The sequence below is a fragment of the Streptomyces sp. NPDC050147 genome (assembly GCF_040660195.1).
Lineage (GTDB): Bacteria > Actinomycetota > Actinomycetes > Streptomycetales > Streptomycetaceae > Streptomyces.
This window is the reverse complement of record NZ_JBFALJ010000016.1, coordinates 180288-201836: the sequence shown is the minus strand read 5'-3', so window position 1 is coordinate 201836 and position 21549 is coordinate 180288. Positions and strand designations below refer to the sequence as shown.

Annotated in this window: 22 protein-coding genes and 7 tRNA genes; 18 read left to right on the top strand and 11 right to left on the bottom strand. The window is 71.5% G+C overall.

Annotation, left to right across the window (positions count from 1 at the left end; translation table 11 throughout):
• Nucleotides 1–291 precede the first annotated feature (291 nt).
• Together cobA and AB0I94_RS24650 are read left to right on the top strand one after the other, a co-directional pair.
• Nucleotides 292–1524: a uroporphyrinogen-III C-methyltransferase gene (gene cobA / locus AB0I94_RS24655; protein WP_363311780.1), complete on the top strand. Its 1233-nt coding sequence runs from the start codon at nucleotides 292–294 to the stop codon at nucleotides 1522–1524.
• Between the two features lie 84 nt (nucleotides 1525–1608).
• Nucleotides 1609–2427, top strand: coding sequence for an RNA methyltransferase (locus AB0I94_RS24650; protein ID WP_363311779.1), 819 nt, complete (start codon nucleotides 1609–1611; stop codon nucleotides 2425–2427).
• On the opposite strand, the gene AB0I94_RS24645 is transcribed toward AB0I94_RS24650, so the two are convergent.
• On the bottom strand, nucleotides 2418–3731 hold the full coding sequence (locus AB0I94_RS24645) for a serine/threonine-protein kinase (protein WP_363311778.1): 1314 nt from the start codon (nucleotides 3729–3731) through the stop codon (nucleotides 2418–2420). The genes AB0I94_RS24650 and AB0I94_RS24645 overlap by 10 nt on opposite strands.
• 195 nt (nucleotides 3732–3926) lie before the next feature.
• On the opposite strand from AB0I94_RS24645, the gene AB0I94_RS24640 reads away from it, so the two are divergent.
• The 4 genes from AB0I94_RS24640 (at nucleotide 3927) to AB0I94_RS24625 (ending at nucleotide 6233) form a co-directional block, all read left to right on the top strand.
• Nucleotides 3927–4193 carry a hypothetical protein gene (locus AB0I94_RS24640; RefSeq protein WP_363210965.1) on the top strand — a complete coding sequence of 89 codons (267 nt, stop codon included), beginning with the start codon at nucleotides 3927–3929 and terminating at the stop codon, nucleotides 4191–4193.
• A 198-nt stretch (nucleotides 4194–4391) separates the two neighbouring features.
• Nucleotides 4392–4598 carry a hypothetical protein gene (locus tag AB0I94_RS24635; RefSeq protein ID WP_160503827.1) on the top strand — a complete coding sequence of 69 codons (207 nt, stop codon included), beginning with the start codon at nucleotides 4392–4394 and terminating at the stop codon, nucleotides 4596–4598.
• A gap of 276 nt (nucleotides 4599–4874) precedes the next feature.
• Nucleotides 4875–5813, top strand: coding sequence for an aminoglycoside phosphotransferase family protein (locus AB0I94_RS24630; RefSeq protein ID WP_363311777.1), 939 nt, complete (start codon nucleotides 4875–4877; stop codon nucleotides 5811–5813).
• A gap of 69 nt (nucleotides 5814–5882) precedes the next feature.
• The gene (locus tag AB0I94_RS24625) at nucleotides 5883–6233 is read left to right on the top strand and encodes a zf-TFIIB domain-containing protein (protein ID WP_363311776.1); all 351 of its coding nucleotides are present in this window, start codon (nucleotides 5883–5885) and stop codon (nucleotides 6231–6233) included.
• 54 nt (nucleotides 6234–6287) lie between these two features.
• On the opposite strand, the gene AB0I94_RS24620 is transcribed toward AB0I94_RS24625, so the two are convergent.
• The 5 genes from AB0I94_RS24620 to AB0I94_RS24600 form a co-directional block, all read right to left on the bottom strand.
• A tRNA-Val gene (locus AB0I94_RS24620) sits at nucleotides 6288–6362 on the bottom strand.
• Nucleotides 6363–6391: 29 nt separating this feature from the next.
• Nucleotides 6392–6463: transfer RNA gene (locus AB0I94_RS24615), tRNA-Val, on the bottom strand.
• 39 nt (nucleotides 6464–6502) lie between these two features.
• Nucleotides 6503–6574, bottom strand: a tRNA-Val gene (locus AB0I94_RS24610).
• Between the two features lies 1 nt (nucleotide 6575).
• Nucleotides 6576–6649: transfer RNA gene (locus tag AB0I94_RS24605), tRNA-Cys, on the bottom strand.
• Nucleotides 6650–6688: 39 nt separating this feature from the next.
• Nucleotides 6689–6761 (bottom strand) — tRNA-Gly (locus AB0I94_RS24600).
• 163 nt (nucleotides 6762–6924) lie between these two features.
• Between AB0I94_RS24600 and AB0I94_RS24595 the strand changes: the two genes are divergently transcribed.
• The 3 genes from AB0I94_RS24595 (at nucleotide 6925) to AB0I94_RS24585 (ending at nucleotide 9721) form a co-directional block, all read left to right on the top strand.
• Complete coding sequence (locus AB0I94_RS24595; RefSeq protein WP_363311793.1) at nucleotides 6925–8004, top strand: chorismate-binding protein; 1080 nt, start codon at nucleotides 6925–6927, stop codon at nucleotides 8002–8004.
• Nucleotides 8001–8822 carry an aminodeoxychorismate lyase gene (locus AB0I94_RS24590; RefSeq protein ID WP_363311775.1) on the top strand — a complete coding sequence of 274 codons (822 nt, stop codon included), beginning with the start codon at nucleotides 8001–8003 and terminating at the stop codon, nucleotides 8820–8822. Before AB0I94_RS24595 ends, AB0I94_RS24590 begins: the two co-directional genes overlap by 4 nt.
• Before the next feature lie 74 nt (nucleotides 8823–8896).
• The gene (locus tag AB0I94_RS24585) at nucleotides 8897–9721 is read left to right on the top strand and encodes a GNAT family N-acetyltransferase (RefSeq protein ID WP_363311774.1); all 825 of its coding nucleotides are present in this window, start codon (nucleotides 8897–8899) and stop codon (nucleotides 9719–9721) included.
• Between the two features lie 16 nt (nucleotides 9722–9737).
• On the opposite strand, the gene AB0I94_RS24580 is transcribed toward AB0I94_RS24585, so the two are convergent.
• Complete coding sequence (locus tag AB0I94_RS24580) at nucleotides 9738–10271, bottom strand: DsbA family protein (protein ID WP_363311773.1); 534 nt, start codon at nucleotides 10269–10271, stop codon at nucleotides 9738–9740.
• Between the two features lie 199 nt (nucleotides 10272–10470).
• On the opposite strand from AB0I94_RS24580, the gene AB0I94_RS24575 reads away from it, so the two are divergent.
• Nucleotides 10471–10917, top strand: coding sequence for a hypothetical protein (locus AB0I94_RS24575; protein ID WP_363311771.1), 447 nt, complete (start codon nucleotides 10471–10473; stop codon nucleotides 10915–10917).
• A gap of 250 nt (nucleotides 10918–11167) precedes the next feature.
• The gene (locus AB0I94_RS24570; protein WP_361834430.1) at nucleotides 11168–11338 is read left to right on the top strand and encodes a hypothetical protein; all 171 of its coding nucleotides are present in this window, start codon (nucleotides 11168–11170) and stop codon (nucleotides 11336–11338) included.
• A gap of 30 nt (nucleotides 11339–11368) precedes the next feature.
• Here AB0I94_RS24570 and AB0I94_RS24565 read toward each other — a convergent pair whose 3' ends face one another.
• Together AB0I94_RS24565 and AB0I94_RS24560 are read right to left on the bottom strand one after the other, a co-directional pair.
• A complete protein-coding gene (locus tag AB0I94_RS24565; protein ID WP_363311770.1) occupies nucleotides 11369–11941 on the bottom strand; it encodes a CGNR zinc finger domain-containing protein in 573 nt (190 codons plus the stop codon).
• Between the two features lie 225 nt (nucleotides 11942–12166).
• The gene (locus tag AB0I94_RS24560; RefSeq protein WP_003959770.1) at nucleotides 12167–12580 is read right to left on the bottom strand and encodes an SsgA family sporulation/cell division regulator; all 414 of its coding nucleotides are present in this window, start codon (nucleotides 12578–12580) and stop codon (nucleotides 12167–12169) included.
• A gap of 191 nt (nucleotides 12581–12771) precedes the next feature.
• Between AB0I94_RS24560 and AB0I94_RS24555 the strand changes: the two genes are divergently transcribed.
• Together AB0I94_RS24555 and AB0I94_RS24550 are read left to right on the top strand one after the other, a co-directional pair.
• Nucleotides 12772–13203: a TIGR02611 family protein gene (locus AB0I94_RS24555; protein ID WP_363311792.1), complete on the top strand. Its 432-nt coding sequence runs from the start codon at nucleotides 12772–12774 to the stop codon at nucleotides 13201–13203.
• Between the two features lie 66 nt (nucleotides 13204–13269).
• Nucleotides 13270–13341 (top strand) — tRNA-Val (locus tag AB0I94_RS24550).
• Between the two features lie 115 nt (nucleotides 13342–13456).
• Here AB0I94_RS24550 and AB0I94_RS24545 read toward each other — a convergent pair.
• A complete protein-coding gene (locus AB0I94_RS24545; RefSeq protein ID WP_363311769.1) occupies nucleotides 13457–15946 on the bottom strand; it encodes a hypothetical protein in 2490 nt (829 codons plus the stop codon).
• Nucleotides 15947–16037: 91 nt separating this feature from the next.
• Here AB0I94_RS24545 and AB0I94_RS24540 point away from each other — a divergent pair, with 91 nt between their 5' ends.
• Both AB0I94_RS24540 and AB0I94_RS24535 read left to right on the top strand, forming a co-directional pair.
• Complete coding sequence (locus tag AB0I94_RS24540; protein ID WP_363311768.1) at nucleotides 16038–16484, top strand: SRPBCC family protein; 447 nt, start codon at nucleotides 16038–16040, stop codon at nucleotides 16482–16484.
• Nucleotides 16485–16546: 62 nt separating this feature from the next.
• Nucleotides 16547–16618, top strand: a tRNA-Val gene (locus AB0I94_RS24535).
• 117 nt (nucleotides 16619–16735) lie between these two features.
• Here the strand turns inward: AB0I94_RS24535 and AB0I94_RS24530 are convergent.
• On the bottom strand, nucleotides 16736–17461 hold the full coding sequence (locus tag AB0I94_RS24530) for a 3'-5' exonuclease (RefSeq protein WP_363311767.1): 726 nt from the start codon (nucleotides 17459–17461) through the stop codon (nucleotides 16736–16738).
• 168 nt (nucleotides 17462–17629) lie between these two features.
• On the opposite strand from AB0I94_RS24530, the gene AB0I94_RS24525 reads away from it, so the two are divergent.
• The 3 genes from AB0I94_RS24525 (at nucleotide 17630) to thrS (ending at nucleotide 21542) form a co-directional block, all read left to right on the top strand.
• The gene (locus tag AB0I94_RS24525) at nucleotides 17630–18196 is read left to right on the top strand and encodes a DUF4365 domain-containing protein (RefSeq protein ID WP_363311766.1); all 567 of its coding nucleotides are present in this window, start codon (nucleotides 17630–17632) and stop codon (nucleotides 18194–18196) included.
• Nucleotides 18193–19434: a hypothetical protein gene (locus tag AB0I94_RS24520; protein WP_363311791.1), complete on the top strand. Its 1242-nt coding sequence runs from the start codon at nucleotides 18193–18195 to the stop codon at nucleotides 19432–19434. The genes AB0I94_RS24525 and AB0I94_RS24520 overlap by 4 nt, the downstream gene beginning before the upstream one ends.
• 131 nt (nucleotides 19435–19565) lie before the next feature.
• A complete protein-coding gene (gene thrS / locus AB0I94_RS24515) occupies nucleotides 19566–21542 on the top strand; it encodes a threonine--tRNA ligase (RefSeq protein WP_363311765.1) in 1977 nt (658 codons plus the stop codon).
• The last annotated feature ends 7 nt before the right edge of the window (nucleotides 21543–21549 follow it).

The following is a 21549-nucleotide window of genomic DNA, read 5'->3' as shown; positions in this document are numbered from 1 at the left end:
CTCCAGGGTGCCGCCGGGCGCGCCGTCGATCTCGGGCATGCCCGAGGTGTGGATCTGCGGCTTGCGGCGTTCCGCACGGCGGAACGCCTGCCCACAACCCCACCCGCGCCTGCCCACGGCACCGTACGGCCGACGGCCCGGCGCTAGGCCTCGGCCTCATCAGGAAGGGCGGGCTGGGGGAACGATCCCGCCGCGCCCCAGCCATACTGAACCCGCACGTCAGAACAGCAGAGCCGCTCCATCGCCGCAGCGGCCGGCACGATCCCCCCGCCTCGCGAGGAGCCTCCCACCATGGCCGAAAGCCCCGCCTACCCCGTAGGCCTCCGCCTCACCGCCCGCCGCACGGTCGTGCTCGGCGGCGGCCAGGTGGCCCAGCGCCGTCTTCCCGCCCTGATCGCGGCGGGCGCCGACATCGTCCTCGTGTCGCCGAGCGCGACACCCTCAGTGGAGGCGATGGCGGACGCGGGAGAGATCACCTGGGAGCGCCGCCCCTACGCGGAGGGCGACCTGAAGGACGCCTGGTACGCCCTCATCGCCACCAGCGACAGCGAGGCCAACACGGCGGCCTCCGCGGAGGCCGAGGCCCGGCGCGTCTGGTGCGTCCGCTCGGACGACGCGGACGCCGCCACCGCCCTGACCCCGGCGACCGGCCGCTCCGAAGGCGTCACGGTCGCCGTCCTCACCACGGACATCCACGGCCGCGACCCCCGCCGCACCGCTGCGATCCGTGACGCGGTCGTCGAGGGCCTGCGCGACGGCACCCTCGTGGCGCCCCACCACCGCACCCGTACCCCGGGCGTCGCCCTGGTCGGCGGCGGACCCGGCGACCCCGACCTCATCACGGTCCGCGGCCGTCGTCTCCTCGCCGAGGCGGACGTGGTCATCGCCGACCGGCTCGGCCCCCGCGACCTGCTCGACGAGCTCCCGCCGCACGTCGAGGTGATCGACGCCGCGAAGATCCCGTACGGCCGTTACATGGCTCAGGAGGCCATCAACAACGCCCTCATCGAGCACGCGAAGCAGGGCAAGTCGGTCGTCCGCCTCAAGGGCGGTGACCCCTTCGTGTTCGGTCGCGGCATGGAAGAGGCCCAGGCGCTCGCGGAAGCAGGCATTCCGTGCACCGTGGTGCCCGGCATCTCCAGCTCGATCTCCGTGCCCGGCGCCGCGGGCATCCCCGTCACGCACCGCGGGGTCGCCCACGAGTTCACGGTGGTCAGCGGCCATGTGGCCCCGGAGGACGAGCGCTCCCTGGTGGATTGGGCGTCGCTCGCCAAGCTGCGCGGCACCCTCGTCGTCCTGATGGGCGTGGACAAGATCGGCAGGATCGCCGAGACGCTCACCGCGCACGGCCGGTCGCCCGAGACCCCCGTCGCCCTGATCCAGGAGGGCACCACCGCGGCCCAGCGCCGCGTGGACGCCACCCTCTCCACCGTCGCCGCCGAGGTCACCGCCCATGAGGTGAAGCCCCCGGCCGTCATCGTCATCGGCGACGTGGTGAACGTGGGCCCGCACAGCCCCGCGTAACCACCCCGAGCCTCTCGTAACCACCGGTAACCCAACCCGCCCCAAGGCGTTGGCACCACACCCAGGACAAGGCAGTATCACCCTGTGGCTGATCTCATCACCATCGACGACCCCGCCGACTCGCGCCTGCGCGACTACACGGGCCTGACCGACGTCGAACTGCGCCGCAGGCGCGAGCCCGCCGAGGGCCTCTTCATCGCCGAGGGCGAGAAGGTGATCAGGCGCGCCAAGCAGGCGGGCTACGAGATGCGCTCGATGCTGCTCTCCGCGAAGTGGGTCGACGTCATGCGGGACGTCATCGACGAGGTCCCCGCCCCGGTGTACGCGGTCAACCCCGACCTGGCCGAACAGGTCACCGGCTATCACGTGCACCGCGGCGCCCTCGCCTCGATGCAGCGCAAGCCGCTGCCGACCTCGGACGAACTCCTTGACCGGGCGCGCCGCGTCGTCGTCATGGAGTCGGTCAACGACCACACCAACATCGGCGCGATCTTCCGCAGCGCCGCCGCCCTGGGCATGGACGCGGTGCTGCTCTCACCGGACTGCGCGGACCCGCTCTACCGCCGCTCGGTGAAGGTCTCCATGGGCGCGGTCTTCTCCGTCCCCTACGCCCGCCTGGAATCCTGGCCCAAGGGCCTGGATGGCGTGCGCGAGGCGGGCTTCAACCTCCTCGCGCTCACCCCGGACGAGAAGGCGAAGACCCTGGACGAGGCGGCACCTCACCGCATGGACCGGGTCGCCCTGATGCTCGGCGCGGAGGGCGAGGGCCTCACCACCAAGGCCCTGATGGCAGCCGACGAGTGGGTCCGCATCCCGATGGCCCACGGCGTCGATTCCCTGAACGTGGGAGCGGCGGCAGCGGTCGCGTTCTACGCCGTGGCGACGGGCCGCCCTCAGCTCTGAGAGCCCGGCCCCGGGTCCGACCGCTGGCTCTGCTGCACGTCGCGCACATCCTGCACGCCGCTGCCACCGAGCCCACGGGCGGGCCCCTGGCATCCCTGGGCGGCCGCGATCCCCAGGGCCACGAGCAGCGTCACGACCACGAAGACGAAGAGCCGCTGGCGCAGCAGCCGCGGATTGGCGGGTCGCCGCGGGCCACCGGAGCGCGTCGTGTTCCGCGGCTGCCCCGGACGCGAGCCGGACCGCGAGGAACTGGACCCGCCCCGCGAGGGGTGGGGCCGTGAGGAACCTGTCCGCGATGAACCCGTGCGCGAGGAACCGGTCCGCGACGGAGTCGGCCGTGAGGAGCTCGGCCGCGGCGGGGGAGTGCCCTGCGGCTGACGCCGCTGGGTGCGCTGGTCCGCGTACTCCGCGGCCATCCGACCCGTCGGCCGGTCCTGGTCCTGCCGGGGCGCGGGCGGTCGCGGGTCCGTCAGGCCCTGTGCCTCGCGGGCCGCGATCTCCTTGAGCCTGAGCGACAGTTGGAGCGTGCTGGGACGCTCCTCGGGGTCCTTGGCGAGGCAGGCCCTGATCAGCGGGGCGAGCGCGTCCGGGACCCCGCCGAGCTGCGCCTCCTCGTGGACGACGCGGTAGAGCATGACCTCGGAACTGCCGTGCCCGAAGGGCGAGTCCGCCATCCCCGCGTACGCCAGCGTGGCGCCGAGGGCGAAGACGTCCGTGGCGGGTGTGACGGCGGCGCCGCGCACCTGCTCGGGCGCGAGGAATCCGGGCGACCCGACGGCGGTGCCCACGTGGGTCAGCGTCGAGGCACCGGTGGCCCAGGCGATGCCGAAGTCGATGATCCGCGGCCCCTTCGGGGACAGCAGAATGTTCGACGGCTTCAGGTCGCGATGCACGACACCGGCTTCGTGTACGGCGACGAGGCCTTCGGCGAGCGCCGAACCGACGACCGCCACGTCGGCCGCGGAGAGCGGCCCCTCGGCGGCGACCTTGTCGTGCAGGGAAGGGCCGGGAACGTACTGCGTGGCGAACCACGGCCGGTCGGCGTCGAGGTCGGCGGCGACGAGCCGCGCGGTACAGCCGCCGCGGATGCGCCGGGCGGCGGAGACCTCGCGCGCGAAGCGCGACCGGAACTCCTCGTCCTCCGCCAGATCGGGCCGGATCACCTTCAGGGCGACGCGCTGCCCTCGCCGGTCCGACCCCAGGTAGACGACCCCCATGCCGCCGGCGCCCAGCCGCCTGTGCAGTCTGAACGAGCCGACGACACGCGGGTCCTCGCGCCGGAGCCGCATCATCGCCATGTCCATCCCCGCTGCCCGGTCCGTTGTCGTGCCACAGCTTACGTTTCCGTGGCCGGGCAGGTGCAGAGGCCGCGCCCTCGCGGCCCGACCGATTGTCAGTGCCGGGTGGGAAACTTGAAGAGTGGTCAGGGCGCTGGGGGAGAGCGGCCGTTGCCAGGGCCGCCGACCCCAACCATCCGTCGCTGAAGGGGGATTGATCCCGTGAAGGGTGATCGCGTGGAGATAGTCGTCGACGCCGGGGACACGACAAGGACGTACGAGGTGGTGGCGAGCCGGGCGGGCCGCCGGGTGGAGACGGCGGTCCGCAGGGGGGTGGTCGAAGTGAGCGAAGTCACCCGTAGCGGGTCAGTCGTGCGGACCGCGCGGTTCATGGCGACGCGCGTCCTGGCTCTGGTCGAGCAGCCCATCCCCCGGGAGGACACATCCGAGCAGGCCGCCCGCCCCCTCCGGGAAGACCCTGAGACCTAGGACCCCGTCTCCACCCCTGGGAGTACATGACCGACGATCGGTCATCCTCGGGGAGGCCCGGCAATCGGTACGAGGGCATGACGCCCCAGGTCCTCGGCGCACCTAGATTTGAGGTCAAGCGGCGGGTGTAGCACTCGTCCCCCGAGGTCAGACACCCGCCGCTGCCACATGCATACAGACTCGGTCAGGAGAGGAACCATGGCGGACACGGCACCGCGGGCAATGATCCGCACGCAAGGACGTAAGGCCTTCGCCACGTTCGGCGTCCGCCCGTCCGGCACGCGCCACCCCTTGGTGGCCACGGCCATGGTTCTTCCTCTGGCGGCCCTGCTGGTGGTCGTCTTCGGCGGCTGGGAAGCAGTGGTCACACAGGCGTCGTCCGTGGGCGTGATGCTGGGGCGCTGAGCGGCGCCCCAGGCCCGGATGAGCGGTCCGGGCGGGGACATCCGGCCAGGAAACCCCGTGGGGACGGGGGTGCGGCGGACGGCACGAGAAATGCCCGCGCAGCTGGGGAGCTGCGCGGGCACTTCTTTGCCTCCGGCGTACGGGAAGCACAGCTCGCCGTGGCTTGGTGCACCGCTGTCACCGGCTTCGCCGAGTCCCTCCTCAAACGCCGGACGGGCTGGAGAGCCGGCCCGCGTACCCTCGCGGAAGCACCGATCGACGTACCCCGGGGGACCCGTGACCGCCTTGCTGCCCGCCCTCACCGCCAAGGTCCGCGCCACAGCCCACCGTACCCCGCGGGCCTGCGCCTGCACCCCCGAAGCCGTCCTGGCGGACCGGGACGACGCCACGGTCGTCCGGCACGGTGGCATCGTCGCCAAGGCGCACGCTCCCGGCACCGACCCCACCGGTCTCGCGGCCCGGCTGAAGGTCGCCGCCGCCCTCCACGGCACCCTCCTCCCTCCGCTCGGCGAGGCGGCGGTGGCGCTCCACGGACGTCTGGTCACCCTCTGGGAGGCCGGCACCCCGGTGGACCGTGACGACCCCGATGCCGCCCCCTGGGAAGCCGCCGCCACCCTCCTCGCCCGCCTGCACGCCACATCCCCGGCCGAACTCCCGCGCGCCCTGCCGGACATGCGCGGCCCCGCGAAGGCCGCCCGTGCGATGGCGCGGATGCGGGCCGCGGGACCGCACCCCGCGGCCGCCCCCGTCGAAGGCGCCTGGGCCACGCTGCCCGCCTGGGCCCGCGCCGAGGCCCCCGCACCCCTCCCCAAGCTCCTGTGCCACGGCGACCTGCATCTGGGCCAGCTGGTCCGCACGGCCGAAGGGCGTTGGCTGCTCATCGACGTCGACGACCTCGGTCTCGGTGACCCGGCCTGGGACCTGGCCCGCCCCGCGGCCTGGTACGCCTGCGGCCTTCTCGCCCCGCAGGAGTGGACCCGCTTCCTCACCGCCTACCGCGCGGCGCGCGGCCCCGCGGTCCCGGCCGACGGCACGGACCCCTGGCCCGCCCTCGACACACCGGCCCGCGCCCTCACGGCACAGACCGCCGCCCTGGCTGTCGCCAAGTCCGTCAAGGAGAACAGGCCCCTCGACGAGATCGAGCTGGCGGTGGTCGACGCCTGTGATCGAATGGGCGCCGTCCCGCCGGAGTTGGCTCCCATCACCACGAAGTAGGGTGCAACCCACCGAAGCCGGGCAGAGATCCGGCGAAGTATTTACCACCGGCGAGGAGTTGAGCCGTCCATGCAGTGTCCCAAGTGCCGTGCACCGATGAACACGTACAACCGCAATGGCGTCCAGATCGAGCAGTGCAGCGGTTGCCGCGGGATATTCCTCGACTACGGCGAGCTCGAAGCCCTGAGCCGGGTCGAGTCCCAGTGGGGTGGCCAGCAGGCCCCGCCCCCGCCGCCCGCCCAGCAGGGCTACCCGGGCGCTCCCGCCCCGCAGGCATATCCGGCCGCCCCTGCCCCACAGGCGTATCCGGCCGCTCCCGCCCCGGCGTGGGGCGCTCCGCAGCACGGCGGCCACCACGGCGGGCACTACGGCCACAACAAGCGCCACAAGAGCTTCGGCCACATGCTCTTCTCCTCCTGACCGGAGGAACGACAAAGCCCCCGGCCGTGGGAACGGCCGGGGGCTTCGTACGGATGGTGCGCGATACTGGGATTGAACCAGTGACCTCTTCCGTGTCAGGGAAGCGCTCTCCCGCTGAGCTAATCGCGCAGGTCAACCTGCGTGTGCTGCGTACTGCGTGCGCGATACTGGGATTGAACCAGTGACCTCTTCCGTGTCAGGGAAGCGCTCTCCCGCTGAGCTAATCGCGCGGGTTCAGACCTCGAGAAGGCGAGCCCTCGAAGATCCAGTGGACGATACTGGGATTGAACCAGTGACCTCTTCCGTGTCAGGGAAGCGCTCTCCCGCTGAGCTAATCGTCCTTGGAGGTGGAGACGGGATTTGAACCCGTGTAGACGGCTTTGCAGGCCGTTGCCTCGCCTCTCGGCCACTCCACCAGGAGTGCGGGGTTTCGGGAAGATCCCCCACTTCCTGCGAGCGGACGACCAGGTTCGAACTGGCGACCTCAACCTTGGCAAGGTTGCGCTCTACCAACTGAGCTACGTCCGCTTGTCTTTCCCGGCCCGCTTGCGCGTCCCGGCGACGTGTTGAACTCTAGCGGATTCCCGGGCCAGTACAAAAACGCGTTTGCGCAGCGTGCTGCGCTGTCACCGGCCCGGGGCGCGACCAGGACACCGGTCATAGACTCACAGGCGTGCACAGCCCCCCTCAGATGCCCTCCCGACCGTCCTTTGGGGCGTCCCTGCCCATGGCGCGCTTCGGCGACCTGCTCGCCACCGGCCTCAGGGACGTGACCAGCGACCCCTCGGCGCTGGAGTCCCATGGGTTCTGGGCCGTCTGCGCGGGCTTCGAGGGCGAACTGGTCTGTGCCCGCTTCGACGACGTGAGGGCGGAGCCGGTTCCCGCGCCGGTGCCGGGCGCATGGCGGGGCCCTGCCGCCGGTGACTGGACGTCGTCGCTCGATCGCGCCGCGTACGTGGACGGTGTACGGCGCGTGCGGGAACACATCGCGGCCGGGGACGTCTATCAGGCGAACCTCTGCCGCGTGCTCTCCGCGCCGGTTCCGGGCGGCACGGAAGGTGCCGGCGCCCCGGACATCGACGCCCTGACCGCGCTCCTCGCGCGTGGGAACCCCGCTCCCTACGCCGGAACGATCCGTCTGCCCGGACACGGCGTCGAGATAGCCACGGCCTCGCCCGAGCTGTTCCTGCGCCGCGCGGGACGTGTCGTGGAGTCGGGGCCGATCAAGGGAACGGGCCGGACCGAGGCGGATCTCCTGGAGAAGGACTACGCCGAGAACGTCATGATCGTGGACCTCGTCCGCAACGACCTCGGGCGGATATGCGTGACCGGCTCCGTGACCGTGCCCGATCTGTGCGTGGTCGAGAAACACCCGGGTCTCGTCCATCTCGTCTCCACCGTCAGGGGCGAGCTCACCGCCGACGCCGGCTGGCCCGAACTCCTCGCCGCCGCCTTCCCGCCCGGCTCCGTCACCGGCGCCCCCAAATCCAGTGCCCTGCGCATCATCGACGCCCTGGAGACCGCGCCCCGCGGTCCGTACTGCGGCGGCATCGGCTGGGTCGACGCCGACCGCGGCACGGGCGAACTGGCCGTCGGCATCCGCACCTTCTGGATCGACCGGGCTCAGGGCGTGCTGCGGTTCGGCACCGGCGCCGGGATCACCTGGGGCTCGGATCCCGAGGGGGAGTGGCGGGAGACCGAACTGAAGGCGGAACGGTTGCTGGCGGTAGCGTCGGGAGCGTACGAAGTGAGTGGAGGGACCTCTCAGTGAAGATCTGGCTCAATGACGGCCTGCAGGACCTCACAACGGCCAGCGTCTCCGTGTTCGACCACGGTCTGACGGTCGGCGACGGAATCTTCGAGACGGTGAAGTCGGTCGAGGGGCGGCCTTTCGCGCTGACCCGGCACCTGGACCGGCTCGCCCGTTCGGCACGCGGCCTCGGGCTGCCGGAGCCGGACCTCGACGAGGTGCGCGCGGCCTGCGCCGCCGTTCTCGAAGTCAACCCGATGCCGCTGGGGCGGCTGCGCATCACGTACACCGGCGGTCTCTCGCCGCTCGGATCGGACCGGGGCGACCAGGGGCCGACGCTGATCGTCGCGCTCGGGGAAGTCCGTAGGCGCCCCGACACGACCGCCGTGATCACGGTGCCGTGGACCCGCAACGAACGCGGCGCCCTGACCGGCCTGAAGACCACCTCGTACGCCGAGAACGTCGTCGCCCTCGCGCGCGCCCACGAACAGGACGCTTCGGAGGCGCTGTTCGCCAACACGGTGGGGCAGCTGTGTGAAGGCACCGGGTCGAACGTCTTCGTCGTGCTCGACGGCGAGATCCATACGCCGCCGGTCGCCTCCGGGTGCCTGGCGGGCATCACGCGCGCGTTGGCCGTCGACTGGACGGGGGCGCGCGAGACCGATCTGCCGCTCGACGTCCTGGACCGCGCCGACGAGGTGTTCCTGACCTCGACGCTCCGCGACGTCCAGGCCGTGCACCGGATCGACGGGCGCGAACTGCCGGGCGCACCCGGACCGGTGACCGCCAAGGCGATGCGGGTCTTCGGCGAGCGTGCGGCGGACGACCTTGATCCGTGAGTGTGCGGGCAACAGCCCGCAAGTGCTTGTCCTCCTGATGACCCGCGAGCCCTAGGGTGGGTACAACTCCACTGATGACCACCACCCTGCGGCCGACCGGGCCGCTTCAGAAGAGCGCTGACGGCGCGAAGTCACGCACGTACGAAGTGCGCGTCAACAGCCGTCCCGTGGGCGGGATAGAACTCGCCACGCATCCCGTGTTCGGGCCCGGTGTCGCCCAGATGCGGGATCTGAGCATCAAGGAGCCCGACCGCAGGCGCGGTCGCGCCACCGTCGCGGTGCTCGCCGCCGAGGAGGTGGCGCGCGGCTGGGGCTGCGAGCGGATCGAGGTGGCCGTGCCCGCCGAGGCCGCGGCGGCCCACCGCCTCGCCGTGTCCCTCGGCTATCTGGAGCGCAACCGCCACATGGTCAAATCCCTGACCGACGCGCCGCCCGCGTTGCCGGCGGACGTCGAGGGGCGGCCGATGACCGAGGACGAGTACGAGGTCTGGCTGGCCCGCGAGAAGGAGGCCTACGCCCAGACCTGGATCGAGCGCGGCGTCCCCGAGGCGGAGGCGCGCGCCAAGTCCGACGCCGACCACGCGGACCACCTGCCGCGGGGCCTCGCCACCCCCGGCACCCGCCTCAGCGTGCTCACCCACGAGGGCACGGCGGTCGGCACCCTGTGGCTGGCGCAGCGCGACGCCGACGCGTTCGTCTTCGACGTCGAGGTCGACGAGGAGTACCGCGGACGCGGCCACGGCCGGTCCCTGATGCTCCTCGCGGAGACCCAGGCCCGCGAGGCGGGCCTCGGCCGTCTGGGCCTCAACGTCTTCGCGGGCAATACACCCGCCCTGCGTCTGTACGAGTCGTTGGGCTACGAACCGGTCATGTACTACGTCTACAAGCAGCTGATCTAGCCGCGTTCCCGCTCTTCTAGGCGTCCTGCCCGGAGGCGGCGAGCAGGCGATCCGCGATCTCCTCGACGCGCTCGCGCAGACCCTCCTGGCTCTTGCCGCCGTCGAGGCGCTCGCCCTCGACGACGTACGTCGGTGTCCCGGTGACGCCGATCGCCTTGCCCTCGGCCTGGTCGGCGTCGACGATCAGGATGTGCCGGCCGTCGACCAGCGCGGTGTCGCATTCCTCCGCGTCCAGGCCCAGTTCCCGCGCGACCTCGACCAGGAAGGGTTCGCCCTCGCGGTCCAGATCCTCGACCCTGCCGAGCACGGCCTCGACGTACGGCCAGCCCTGCCCCTGCTCGAAGGCCTCCTCGGCGGCCTGGGCGGCGGCGAAGGCGTGCTTGTGCTTTTCGAGGGGGAAGTGCCGAAGCCGCAGGTCGACGCGGTCGCCGTAGCGGGCACGGAGCGCGCGGACGTCGTCGAGGGCGGTCCGGCAGTCCGGGCACTGCAGCTCGCACCAGATGTCGATGACGAGGGGGCCGGCGGGGGCCAGGGGGGCAGAGTCGCTCATGGCCCCAGTCTTCCAGCCTCGCGTCCGCCTCCCAACCGGGGCCGGGGACGAGGACCGGAACCTGCGGAGGAGACGCGACCCTGATATGTCCCTGAAGTCCGCTCGGAACGTGGCTTGTGAGAGCCACCCGGTGCAGGATGGACAGGGAAGACAGCGCCAGTCGGAGCCACCGTCTGTGCCCGCATGCCTGGAGGACCGGATGATTGCCGAGACCGTCTGTTCCGCCGTATCCGCGGCCGGCCTCGGCATCGCCGCGATCACGGCCTACCGCAAGCGATTCCTCGCCGCGACGCGCCTTGCCGCCTACTCCCTGGTCCCGGTCGGCCTGGTGATGACCGGCGTCGTCGGATGGCTGGCGGACACCGCCTTCAGCATGAAGGCGTGGGCGGGCTTCGGGGTCCTCGGCGTGGCCTGGCTGCTCTTCATGATCACGCGCGCCGTGGAGCGCCGCTCCGGAGGCACCCGCAAGGAGCGCAAGGCCGCGAAGGCCGCCCAGCGCGACGCGGTGGCCCCCGCGGCGTCCGCGCCCTCCCTGGGCCAGGGCGCCCGCCCGGCCGCCGCCCAGCCTGCGGCCCAGCCGAAGGCCGCCGCGCCCAAGGAGGACTTCAGCGACATCGAGGCCATCCTCAAGAAGCACGGCATCTGAGAGCGGCGGCGCGGCGTCCGGGGCACCAGGGCGCCTGAGCGAGAGGTCCACCCCTTCCACCGGCCCATGAGGCTCCCTCGTTCGAGTGGACGGTGGCGGTGCCGCCCCTGACGAGGCGCGTCGCTGGTGGGCCGGGGATTGGACATGCGGGTCGCCGGAATTTCCCAGGTCACGGAATGCGGCGAACTCCCGCGCCTTCCGGGCGTGTTGGTCATCGACATCCCCGGAACTACGTCATCATCGCCGCGAGATGCTGGACACCGCACAGGGCGATGCCGCCCCGCCGACCGATGAGCGAGCCGCGACGGAAGAGCCCAAGGGCTGTCTCTTCGCGCTCTCCCAGCCACCCCTGATGATCTTCCTGGCGGTGATCGGCGTTCTGATCCTGATGGGTTCGTTGCACGATCTGCTGCGGCTCTAGCGGGCAGCGCCGCCCGCGCGTCGCGGCGGCTCAGCCCGCCGCTTCCTTGCGCCGGGCCCGGTAGGCGGCGACGTGCAGCCGGTTGCCGCAGGTGCGGCTGTCGCAGTAGCGGCGCGAGCGGTTGCGGGAGAGGTCGACGAAGGCGTGCCGGCAGTCCGGGGCCTCGCAGCGCCGCAGCCGCTCCTGCTCGCCAGCGACCACGAAGAACGCCAGCGCCATTCCGCAGTCCGCCGCGAGGTGGTCGGCGATGGAGGCGCCGGGGGCGAAGTAGTGCACGTGCCAGTCGTAGCCGTCGTGGTCGGTGAGCCGGGGCGTGGTGCCCGCCGCCGCGATCAGTTCGTTGATCACCGCCGCCGCGGCCTGCGGTTCGGGCGCCGCGAAGACTTCCTGGAAGCGGCCGCGGATGTGCCGGACCCCGGCCAGGTCGCGCTCCGTGAGTACTCCGACGTCACTTATGTCGTGGCTTCGTACGAACTCGCCCAGGGCTGCCAGGTCCGGGAGCCCCTCCGTGTCGGTGCTCGCCGCGCTCCCGGTGTCCGGCGCGGTGTTCACCAGATCGACCACGGCGTCGAGTGCGCACCGGGTGTCGTGGGTGATCAGCACGATTTCGCTCCCTGGCCTGGGGTAGTGGGTTCTCCCCGCTCGTTGAGAGCTTGGAAGGGTGCCCGCCGATGCTGGCCGATGCTAGCGGCTCCACGACACGACACACCGGCGCCGTCCCCGCGGGAATCCGCGGCGACGGCGCCGGTGTGTCTGCTGTGTGCGGTTGTCGTGCCCGAGCCGTCGCCCCGAGTCGGACGGCGCCGGGCGCTCTCGCGCGGCCTGGAGCTAACTTTCCGCCAGGATGTGCGAGAGCTCCGTATCCAGATCGAAGTGGCGGTGTTCCGTGCCGGGTGGCACGGCCGCGTCGGTTCGCTTCAGGAACGATTCCAGGGCCCGCGCCGGGGCCTCGAGCAGAGCCTCACCCTCGGGGGAGCTCAGGGCGATGCAGACGACGCCCTGACCGTGGCTCCGGGACGGCCAGACTCGGACGTCGCCGGTACCGGTGGGCCGGTGCAGGCCCTCGGCGAGGAGGTCGCGGGCGAACACCCACTCGACGGTTTCCTCGGCTCCGGTGTGGAAGGTGGCGTGCACGGCATAGGGATCGGCCGTGTCATACCGCAGTCCTGCGGGTACAGGCAGTGAGGACTCGCTCGACACAACGAGGCGCAGGTGCAGCTCGCAGCTGACCGTGGTGTTCATAAGCGCCAGGGCCTTTCGCTCAGTGTGCGCTCGGGGATTCGCACGTCGGCGAAATCGACATGCCACCTACGGTGCCGTTGTAAACCCCTCTGAGGGTTTTGGGTGTCTTTAGGTAGCTCGTACGGCGGGTTGTCCGTTCGAGGCGTACAGCCATTCCGGTGACGGGTTTCCGTCCGGTAGGGTTTGGCCGTATGAATACGGGGAGTAACGAGCCGGGGGTTGCCGAAACAATCACCGGCACGAAGGACGAACAGCCGCTCGGTTCGCGCGCGCCGGAGTACATCCAGGCCCGCAAGGCGCTGCACCTCAGCTGGCAGGTGGGCGTGTTCATCGTCGGCCTCGCGGTGGTTGCCGCGGGCATCGTCATGCTGCCGCTGCCGGGCCCCGGCTGGCTGGTGATCTTCGGCGGAATGGCGATCTGGGCGACCGAGTTCGTCTGGGCCCAGCTGGTGCTTCGCTGGACGAAGCGGAAGGTCACCGAGGCGGCGCAGCGCGCGCTCGACCCCAAGGTGCGCCGGCGGAACATCATCCTGACGACCATCGGCCTGGTGATCGTCGCCGTGCTCGTCGCGGTCTATGTCTGGAAGTTCGGCCTCGAGATGCCATGGAAGATCAAGGAGTGACCTCCGGGTGACTCCACGGCGGTCGGAGGCACCCGCTGACATGCGGTAATGTTCTCCGTGCGCCCGGGGCGATTAGCTCAGTGGGAGAGCGCTTCGTTCACACCGAAGAGGTCACTGGTTCGAACCCAGTATCGCCCACCCCGGAACTGCGGCCCGGAGGCTTAAAGCCTCCGGGCCGCAGTCGTATTCGCTCGCTTTTCCTTGCCGCGGAAGGAAATTGATACTCCGTCGGCTGCCGTCCGGGAAAGCGGAGTCAGTGCATTCTGCCGAGAACGTCACGGACCCGGCGTGCGTCGCGCAACCGCTGTTCGTACGTCGCGCCGATCGCGAGGAGCAGAATCCCGGCGAGTGCGGGCAGCAGCCAGCGCGGCAGAGCGTCCACCACTTGGACGATGTAGGGCGCCAGTTCGTGCAAGGCGTCCAGGGCGAGGGCCGTGCCGCCGAGCGTCAGGGGCGCCTGCAGCCGGTGCCGGGCGCCGGCCAGCGTGATCAGCAGGGCCGCGAGGCCGAGGAGCAGGGGACGCTGCCAGTGCGTGTCGCTCCAGGCCGCGACGAGGCTCGGCAGGAGGGTCGCCGCGAGGCCCGGCCCGTACGCCGTCCAGGAGGAGGTCTCCGGGACGCGGCGGCGCCGCAGGGCGCCGATCAGGAGCGCGGGGACGGTGACCGGCAGGGCGTAGGCCTCGGGGGTGCCGACGTCCCAGGCGGCGAGACGGACCCAGCTCGCCAGGAGGAACAGCACCCCGGCCGCGTATCCGACGGGGCGGCGCTCCGTACGGAGGGCGGTGGCCGCGGCGATGAGGCCGCCGAGCGCGAGAGCCAGGGCGAGGGTCGCCGCGTGCCCCGTGGTGAGGACGACCGCGAGCCCGCCCGCGACCGCCCCGGCGATCTCGACCGGCGGTGCCAGCGGGTGGCGTCCGAGCCGCGCCGCGGCGAGGGCGCCGAGCACCGGGACGACGAGCAGCAGGAGCCCCGTGTGCTCCACGCGCAGGTCCAGGGCGGCCCCCGAGGCGCAGGCGAGCGCGGTGGCGTACGTGACGGCCGCGCAGACGGCGGCGGGCGCGACTCCCGGCACAGGCGCCTGACGGCGGGCCGCGAGCACCGCGGCGGTCAGGAAGAGCGCCGTCAGGGCGGCGAGCGTGCCCAGCGTCGCGGAGGTGGTCGCGAGGGCGAGCAGCGCGACGCTCGCCGAGGAGACGACGGCCAGGCTCAGGGAGGTCAGGGTGAGAGCCCTCGACCCGGCACGCACGGCGACGGCAAGCAGAGCCGCGGTCACCGTGATGTGGGCCAAGACCCCCGCCGCATAGGGGAGGGCGAGCGCGGGCGGCAGGACGCATACCGCGGCCCAGGCCATGACCAGGGCAGCTGCCCGCGTCGCGGACGGAGTCGGTGTGGGCGCGGTGGCGGGGCTCCCGCTCGGCGCGGTCGGCGTCGGACCGGGGCGCCCGGTCGTTTCCGTCTCGGGCGGCACGGTCGCCGCCGGCGCGTCGGAGGTCAGGAGCCGGGCCGCCGCGCACAGCACGCCCGCGACGACGGCGAGCACGAGCGAGGCCATCGCCGGGTGGTGTACCGGTAGTTCTTCCAGGAGGACCGCGGCGCCCGCGTCCGACGGCGCCCCCGACCAGACCTTCCCGGCCCAACTGGCGGGCCCGGCGAGCGCGGAGACGAGTGCGGGCACCGTCCACAGCACCGCGAGTGCGTGCACCAGGAGCCCCGCACCGGCGACCCCACGCGCGACCGGTCGCGGCAGTGCGGCGCGGACGACCACCAGAAGCACCACGGCACACGCCAGATGGCCGGGAACCGTCCACGCGGAGGGCAGCGTCTCGCGCAGCACCCCACCGGCCGCTGCCGTCACGAGCAGGCCGCCCGCGAACGCCGCAGCTGTCGCCTGTGAGGGCACGGCGATCAGCCACGCCGCCACCAGCGCGGTCGACGCGGCCAGCATCAGCAGCGCTCCCGCCCGCGCCGCGTCGGGCAGATCCGTCGCCGACCAGGACAGGTAGCCGGCGCCCAGCGCACCCCACAGGCCCGTGACGCAAGCGCCGGCGGCTGCGCTGGCGCGGACGGCCGGGTCGCTCACCCGCAGCGCGACGGCGACATCGAACGCCGCCGTCACCAGGAGCGCCGCCCCCGTCCCGTGATCGCCCGCGTTCGCCGCGAGCGCCCCGAGGAGGAGCGGGAGTTGAGCGGTCGCGACGGCCACCGGCAAGGGCAGCCGCAGCTCGCGGAACGAAAGGCCGTACGCCGTCCACAGCACGGCGAGAACGGCGGACGCGGCAGCCGTGTAGCCGAGGGTGCCGGTCCGCGGCAGGGCGACGGCATGGAGGGCGTACGCGTCCAGGACGGTCAGGGCGAGGCCGAGCGCGGCCACCGTCTCCGCCGTCGAACGCAGCTTCCGGCGCAGCAGCAGCGCGGGCACACCGAGCGCCGTCAGGGTCACGGCCGCGAGGACGGCGCCGCGCCCGCCGATGCCCAGGTGTCCCCAGCTCACCAGCGTGAAGGCGATCGCCGCGATCGTCAGGAGGATGCCGCCCAGGGTGAGCAGCGCGTTCTGTACGTTCGGCGGCGTGGCCTCGGGGGCGCGGACCGGCCGCGGGGGAACGGGCGCGGGTGCCGCGGCCGTCTGGAGGGCGCCCAGGAGCCAGGCGCGGCGTTGCAGCAACTGCGCCCTGCGCGCGTCGAGATGTCGCAGCTCCAGGTCGAGGATCCTGAGCTCCTCGGCCGGGGGCGGAATGTTCGTCATGCCGGGGAGTGTGGTCCCGGACACAGTGAACGGCATCGGTGCGGATACTCAGTACGTACTCAGATCGGCGCCTTACGGGCAGACTCGGTCCATGGACTGGAGTCACTACCGCTTCCGCAGCGTCTGGAAGCTGCCCGCGCCGCCCGCCGACGTGTACGCCGCCCTCGAACGCGCCGAGGACTATCCGGCGTGGTGGCCGCAGGTGCGGGAGGTGACGCCCGTCGACGAGCGCAGCGGCACGGCACGCTTCCGCTCTCTGCTGCCGTACGACCTGTTCGTCACCGCCGAGGAACGGCATCGTGACCCAGCGGCCGGGGTCCTGGAGATCGTGATGACCGGGGACCTGGACGGCTGGGCACGCTGGACCGTCACGGCGGTGCCGGGCGGGACGCGGGCGCTCTACGAGCAGGAAGTGGTGGTGCGCAAACCGCTGATGCGACGACTCGCCGTCCCCGGGAGACCCGTCTTCCTCCTCAACCACGCGTTGATGATGCGCGCGGGCGAACGAGGCCTGAGGGCGTACCTCGGGCGGGGCTGACGCTTCGCGCGCCGGCGGTTTGAAGGAAACCCGTGAAGACCTGTATTGTTCAGTCCGTTCCCGGGCGATTAGCTCAGTGGGAGAGCGCTTCGTTCACACCGAAGAGGTCACTGGTTCGAACCCAGTATCGCCCACCCGGAGAATGCCGGTCCGTCGCTGACGGACCGGTTTTTTCATGCCCTCGGACAGCGGCCGTCGGGCGGTAGTCGTCGGTCAGCAATCGTCGGGCAGTGGTCGCCGGTCGGTAAATCTCAGGCCGCCGCCCGGAGTTCGGGACGCAGCGGCCACGCGGGATCCACCGTCTCCGGCGTACCGCTGCGCGCGAACCAGGCCTGCAGGCCGCGGGCCTGCGCCGCGTGCCACACCGCCTGCAGCGCGTGCAGCTCGGCCGCGGAGAGCCGTTCGAGCCGCGAGGCGAAACGCCGCCCCACGGCGCGTACGACATCCAGCGCGGCCTGCGCGTCGGCCGCCGCGTCGTGCGCCTCGTCCAGCTCCACCGCGTACTGCGCGCACAGATCCGTCAGTGTGCGGCGGCCCTTGCGGTACCGGTCGAGCTGCTTGTCCAGGACCCGTGGATCGAGGACGCACAGCGGTGAGCCCGCCATGTAGTGGCTGAGCGACGACGCGCGGTGCCTGCGCAACTCCCGGTCCAGGATCGTCAGGTCGAAGGGCGCGTTCATGACGACGATGGGCCGGCCCGCCGCGCCCTGTTCCGCAAGCTCCCTGGCTATCTCCTCCATCACCGGCGCGGGCCAGCGGCCGTTGTGCTGCAGATGTTCCTCCGTCAGGCCGTGCACCGCGGTGGCGCTCTCGGGCACCGGAACGCCCGGATTCACCAGCCAGCGAGTGATCCGCGGGCGGGTGCCCGCACCTTGCTGGACGACGACTGCGGCCGACACAATGCGGTCGGTCTCGACGTCGACGCCCGTGGTCTCTGTGTCGAATGCGGCCAAGGGCCCCTCGTACCAGCACGTCATAGTGACGCAACTCCTCGATCATGTCCGGCAGATGGCTTTCCTCCCCTGCCCACACCGGTGATACCCGGGCTGTTTGCGCTGTACGCGGCCCGGAGACAACAGAGGTACAAGGTCTGAGAGTTGACTGGACCCGAGCGGGAATTCACTGGTTCGGAAGGCACGTTGGACATGGCGCTCGCGCAGCCCGAACAGGGTGGGCTGCTGCCCGAGCGGATCGCACCGCCGCGCGGCACACTCGCCACCACCGCCTGTATGGAGACCCTTCAGGTGGGCTATCTGCACGCCGTCGCCGCCGCGGCGGGGTGCTCGCTCTCACAGCCGTTTCCGGACAACGGCATCGACTGGCACGTCAGCCACAGCGCCCCCGGGCACACGGTCGACGACGAAGTCACCATCAAGGTCCAGCTCAAGTGCACGTACCAGATCCCGCCGAACCCTCCGGGCGCCGCCTTCTCCTTCACGCTCGACAACCCGCACCTGGAGAAGCTCGCCCGCACCCCGGTCGCCGTGCACAAGATCCTGGTCGTGATGCTCGTGCCCCGGTCGCAGGACGACTGGCTGCGCGCGGGCCATGACCGGCTCGACCTGCGGCACTGCTGCTACTGGACCAACCTCGCCGGGCACCAGGTGACCGGCCGGCGCAGGACCACCGTCCGCGTCCCGACCTCGCGGATCTTCGACGACAGGGCCCTCTGCGAGATCATGACGCGCGTCGGGACGGGAGGGAGACCCTGATGCACCGCCCGATCGAAGAGCCACTACGCCCCGTTCGTCCGCACCCCGTGGAACCCGCGGTCGGCTGGGCCGGTCCACCGGCCCAGCTGGGTCCCCCCGAGCCCTCGCAGGTCGACCCGGCCGTGCTCGGCGCGCTGCTCGCCCGGCACGGCTGGCGCCGGCGCGGGGGAGCGGCGGGGCGCTACGCCCGTTGGACCCCACCGGGGCCCGGCGGGGGAGGCACGAGCCTGCTCGTGCCGGAGAACAGGGCCTTCCCCGACTGCGAGGACCTGCTCGGCGAGGCGCTCACCGCCCTGGCGCGCAGCGCGTCGCCGTCCGCGCGTGACGTGCTCGTCGGGCTCACCGTGCCCAGCGACGAGATCCGCTGGTGGCGCGATGTCCCGGCGGGCCCGGCGGGCGCCGCGACCTGGACGGCGGAGGAACAACTGCGGTCGGCGGCGCGGCAGATGCTGCTCGCGGGGGCCCTCGCGGCGCGTGGCCGTGCCGGGTACTACGGGGCGCGGCACCGCAGGCCCGCCGCCGCGTCCCTGGAGAACGTCCTGGTCGGTCCCGCTCCCGGCGGGCGGCGGCTCACCGCGTTCGTACCCGTCCTGACCGGGCGGCTGCTTGCCGTGCGGTTGCACCAGGCGCTGTACGCGATCCGCGAAGCCGTCGACTACCAGCGCGCCACCGGTGGCATGGACGCCTTCGACGGCGCGGTCGAGGCGGGCGTCAGCCATGAGCTGACGGAGGCCGTGGTGGCTCTGGTGCGAGGCACGGAAGGGGCAAGGGTCGCCGTGGAGTGGGCGCCGGCCGCCGGGGTGCCCGAGGGGTGCGCCGTCGATGCCGAGCCCGTCGAGTTCTCGCCCGGGGACCTGACGGTGCTCCGAGAGGCGAGCGCCCGCTATCTGCGGGACGAGCCGGCGATGCCGGTGCGGATCACGGGAGCCGTGGTGCGGATGCGACGGCCGGGGCCGCAGGGCGACGGCACGGTGCGGGTCAGGGTGCTCGCGGGCGCGGACGTCCCCCACGTACGCATGACCCTCGACGAGGAGTCGTACCGCATCGCGGGCCATGCCCACCTGGTGGGGCTGCCGATCCGGGTGCACGGGCGGCTGGAGAGCCGGGGTGGGTTCCGGCGGCTCACCGGGGCCTCCGGAGTGGTGCCTGTGCAGGTGGACGAGGGGGACAAGGACCGCCTGATGAAGTCGCTCCAGGAGAATCTCGACTTCTTCGAGGAGGCGTGCGGCGGGGACTAGGGGTGGCTGAGGCGGGGCGCGGCCGGGGCCCGGGGGATAACCGTTTCGCGATGGGCGCCCCCGGCTCGGTACGATTCGTTTCGCGTGCAGGAGCAGATCTGCCGCGACCCCCTTCAGGTAGGAGAAGACCGGTGTCAGACGTCCGTGTGATCATCCAACGCGATTCCGAGCGGGAAGAGCGCGTGGTGACGACGGGCACTACGGCCGCCGAACTCTTCTCCGGTGAGCGCACCATCGTCGCCGCCCGCGTGGCAGGCGAGCTGAAGGACCTCGCGTACGAGGTGAAGGACGGCGAGGAGGTCGAGCCGGTCGAGATCTCCTCCGAGGACGGCCTGAACATCCTGCGCCACTCCACCGCGCACGTGATGGCGCAGGCCGTGCAGGAGCTCTTCCCCGAGGCCAAGCTGGGCATCGGCCCGCCGGTCCAGAACGGCTTCTACTACGACTTCGACGTCGAGAAGCCGTTCACGCCCGAGGACCTCAAGGCCATCGAGAAGAAGATGCAGGAGATCCAGAAGCGCGGCCAGCGCTTCTCGCGCCGCGTCGTCACCGACGAAGCCGCCCGCGAGGAGCTCGCCGACGAGCCGTACAAGCTGGAGCTCATCGGCATCAAGGGTTCCGCCTCCAGTGACGACGGCGCGGACGTCGAGGTGGGCGGCGGCGAGCTGACCATCTACGACAACCTCGACCCGAAGACCGGCGACCTGTGCTGGAAGGACCTCTGCCGCGGTCCCCACCTGCCCACCACCCGCAACATCCCGGCGTTCAAGCTGATGCGCAACGCCGCCGCGTACTGGCGCGGCAGCGAGAAGAACCCGATGCTCCAGCGCATCTACGGCACCGCCTGGCCCACCAAGGACGAGCTCAAGGCCCACCTGGAGTTCCTCGCCGAGGCCGAGAAGCGCGACCACCGCAAGCTCGGCAGCGAGCTGGACCTGTTCTCCATCCCGGAGCAGATCGGCTCGGGCCTCGCGGTCTTCCACCCCAAGGGCGGCATCATCCGCCGGGTCATGGAGGACTATTCGCGGCGCCGCCACGAGGAGGAGGGGTACGAGTTCGTCTACACCCCGCACGCCACGAAGGGGAAGCTCTTCGAGACCTCGGGGCACCTGGACTGGTACGCGGACGGCATGTACCCGCCCATGCAGCTCGACGAGGGCGTGGACTACTACCTCAAGCCCATGAACTGCCCGATGCACAACCTGATCTTCGATGCGCGCGGGCGTTCCTACCGTGAACTGCCGCTGCGCCTCTTCGAGTTCGGCACCGTGTACCGGTACGAGAAGTCGGGCGTCGTGCACGGACTGACCCGTGCCCGCGGCTTCACCCAGGACGACGCGCACATCTACTGCACCAAGGAGCAGATGGCGGACGAGCTCGACACGACGCTCACCTTCGTCCTGAACCTGCTGCGCGACTACGGCCTGACCGACTTCTACCTGGAGCTGTCCACCAAGGACCCGGAGAAGTTCGTCGGCTCGGACGAGGCCTGGGAAGAGGCCACCGAGACGCTGCGCAAGGTCGCCGAGAAGCAGGGCCTCCCGCTGGTCCCGGACCCGGGCGGCGCCGCCTTCTACGGCCCGAAGATCTCCGTGCAGTGCAAGGACGCCATCGGCCGCACCTGGCAGATGTCGACCGTGCAGCTGGACTTCAACCTGCCGGAGCGCTTCAACCTGGAGTACACCTCGCCGGACGGCAGCAAGCAGCGTCCGGTGATGATCCACCGCGCGCTCTTCGGGTCGATCGAGCGGTTCTTCGCGGTGCTCCTCGAGCACTACGCGGGCGCGATGCCGCCGTGGCTCGCCCCGGTCCAGGCCGTGGGCATCCCGGTCGGGGACGCGCACATCCCCTACCTCCAGGAGTTCGCGGCCGAGGCCAAGAAGAAGGGCCTGCGGGTCGAGGTGGACGCCTCCTCCGACCGCATGCAGAAGAAGATCAGGACGCAGCAGAAGCTGAAGGTCCCGTTCATGATCATCGTCGGTGACGACGACATGAACGCGGGCACGATCTCCTTCCGCTACCGCGACGGCTCGCAGGAGAACGGCATCCCGCGCGACCAGGCCCTTGCCAAGCTCCTGGACGTGGTGGAGCGCCGCGAACAGGTGTGACGTGAGT

Excerpts from the sequence above, each read along its gene's own strand:
- cobA (WP_363311780.1), top strand. The coding sequence starts at position 292 with ATGGCCGAAAGCCCCGCCTACCCCGTAGGCCTCCGCCTCACCGCCCGC.
- AB0I94_RS24645 (WP_363311778.1), bottom strand. The coding sequence starts at position 3,731 with ATGGACATGGCGATGATGCGGCTCCGGCGCGAGGACCCGCGTGTCGTC.
- AB0I94_RS24635 (WP_160503827.1), top strand. The coding sequence starts at position 4,392 with ATGGCGGACACGGCACCGCGGGCAATGATCCGCACGCAAGGACGTAAG.
- AB0I94_RS24625 (WP_363311776.1), top strand. The coding sequence starts at position 5,883 with ATGCAGTGTCCCAAGTGCCGTGCACCGATGAACACGTACAACCGCAAT.
- AB0I94_RS24595 (WP_363311793.1), top strand. The coding sequence starts at position 6,925 with ATGCCCTCCCGACCGTCCTTTGGGGCGTCCCTGCCCATGGCGCGCTTC.
- AB0I94_RS24585 (WP_363311774.1), top strand. The coding sequence starts at position 8,897 with ATGACCACCACCCTGCGGCCGACCGGGCCGCTTCAGAAGAGCGCTGAC.
- AB0I94_RS24580 (WP_363311773.1), bottom strand. The coding sequence starts at position 10,271 with ATGAGCGACTCTGCCCCCCTGGCCCCCGCCGGCCCCCTCGTCATCGAC.
- AB0I94_RS24575 (WP_363311771.1), top strand. The coding sequence starts at position 10,471 with ATGATTGCCGAGACCGTCTGTTCCGCCGTATCCGCGGCCGGCCTCGGC.
- AB0I94_RS24570 (WP_361834430.1), top strand. The coding sequence starts at position 11,168 with ATGCTGGACACCGCACAGGGCGATGCCGCCCCGCCGACCGATGAGCGA.
- AB0I94_RS24560 (WP_003959770.1), bottom strand. The coding sequence starts at position 12,580 with ATGAACACCACGGTCAGCTGCGAGCTGCACCTGCGCCTCGTTGTGTCG.
- AB0I94_RS24555 (WP_363311792.1), top strand. The coding sequence starts at position 12,772 with ATGAATACGGGGAGTAACGAGCCGGGGGTTGCCGAAACAATCACCGGC.
- AB0I94_RS24545 (WP_363311769.1), bottom strand. The coding sequence starts at position 15,946 with ATGACGAACATTCCGCCCCCGGCCGAGGAGCTCAGGATCCTCGACCTG.
- AB0I94_RS24540 (WP_363311768.1), top strand. The coding sequence starts at position 16,038 with ATGGACTGGAGTCACTACCGCTTCCGCAGCGTCTGGAAGCTGCCCGCG.
- AB0I94_RS24530 (WP_363311767.1), bottom strand. The coding sequence starts at position 17,461 with ATGACGTGCTGGTACGAGGGGCCCTTGGCCGCATTCGACACAGAGACC.
- AB0I94_RS24525 (WP_363311766.1), top strand. The coding sequence starts at position 17,630 with ATGGCGCTCGCGCAGCCCGAACAGGGTGGGCTGCTGCCCGAGCGGATC.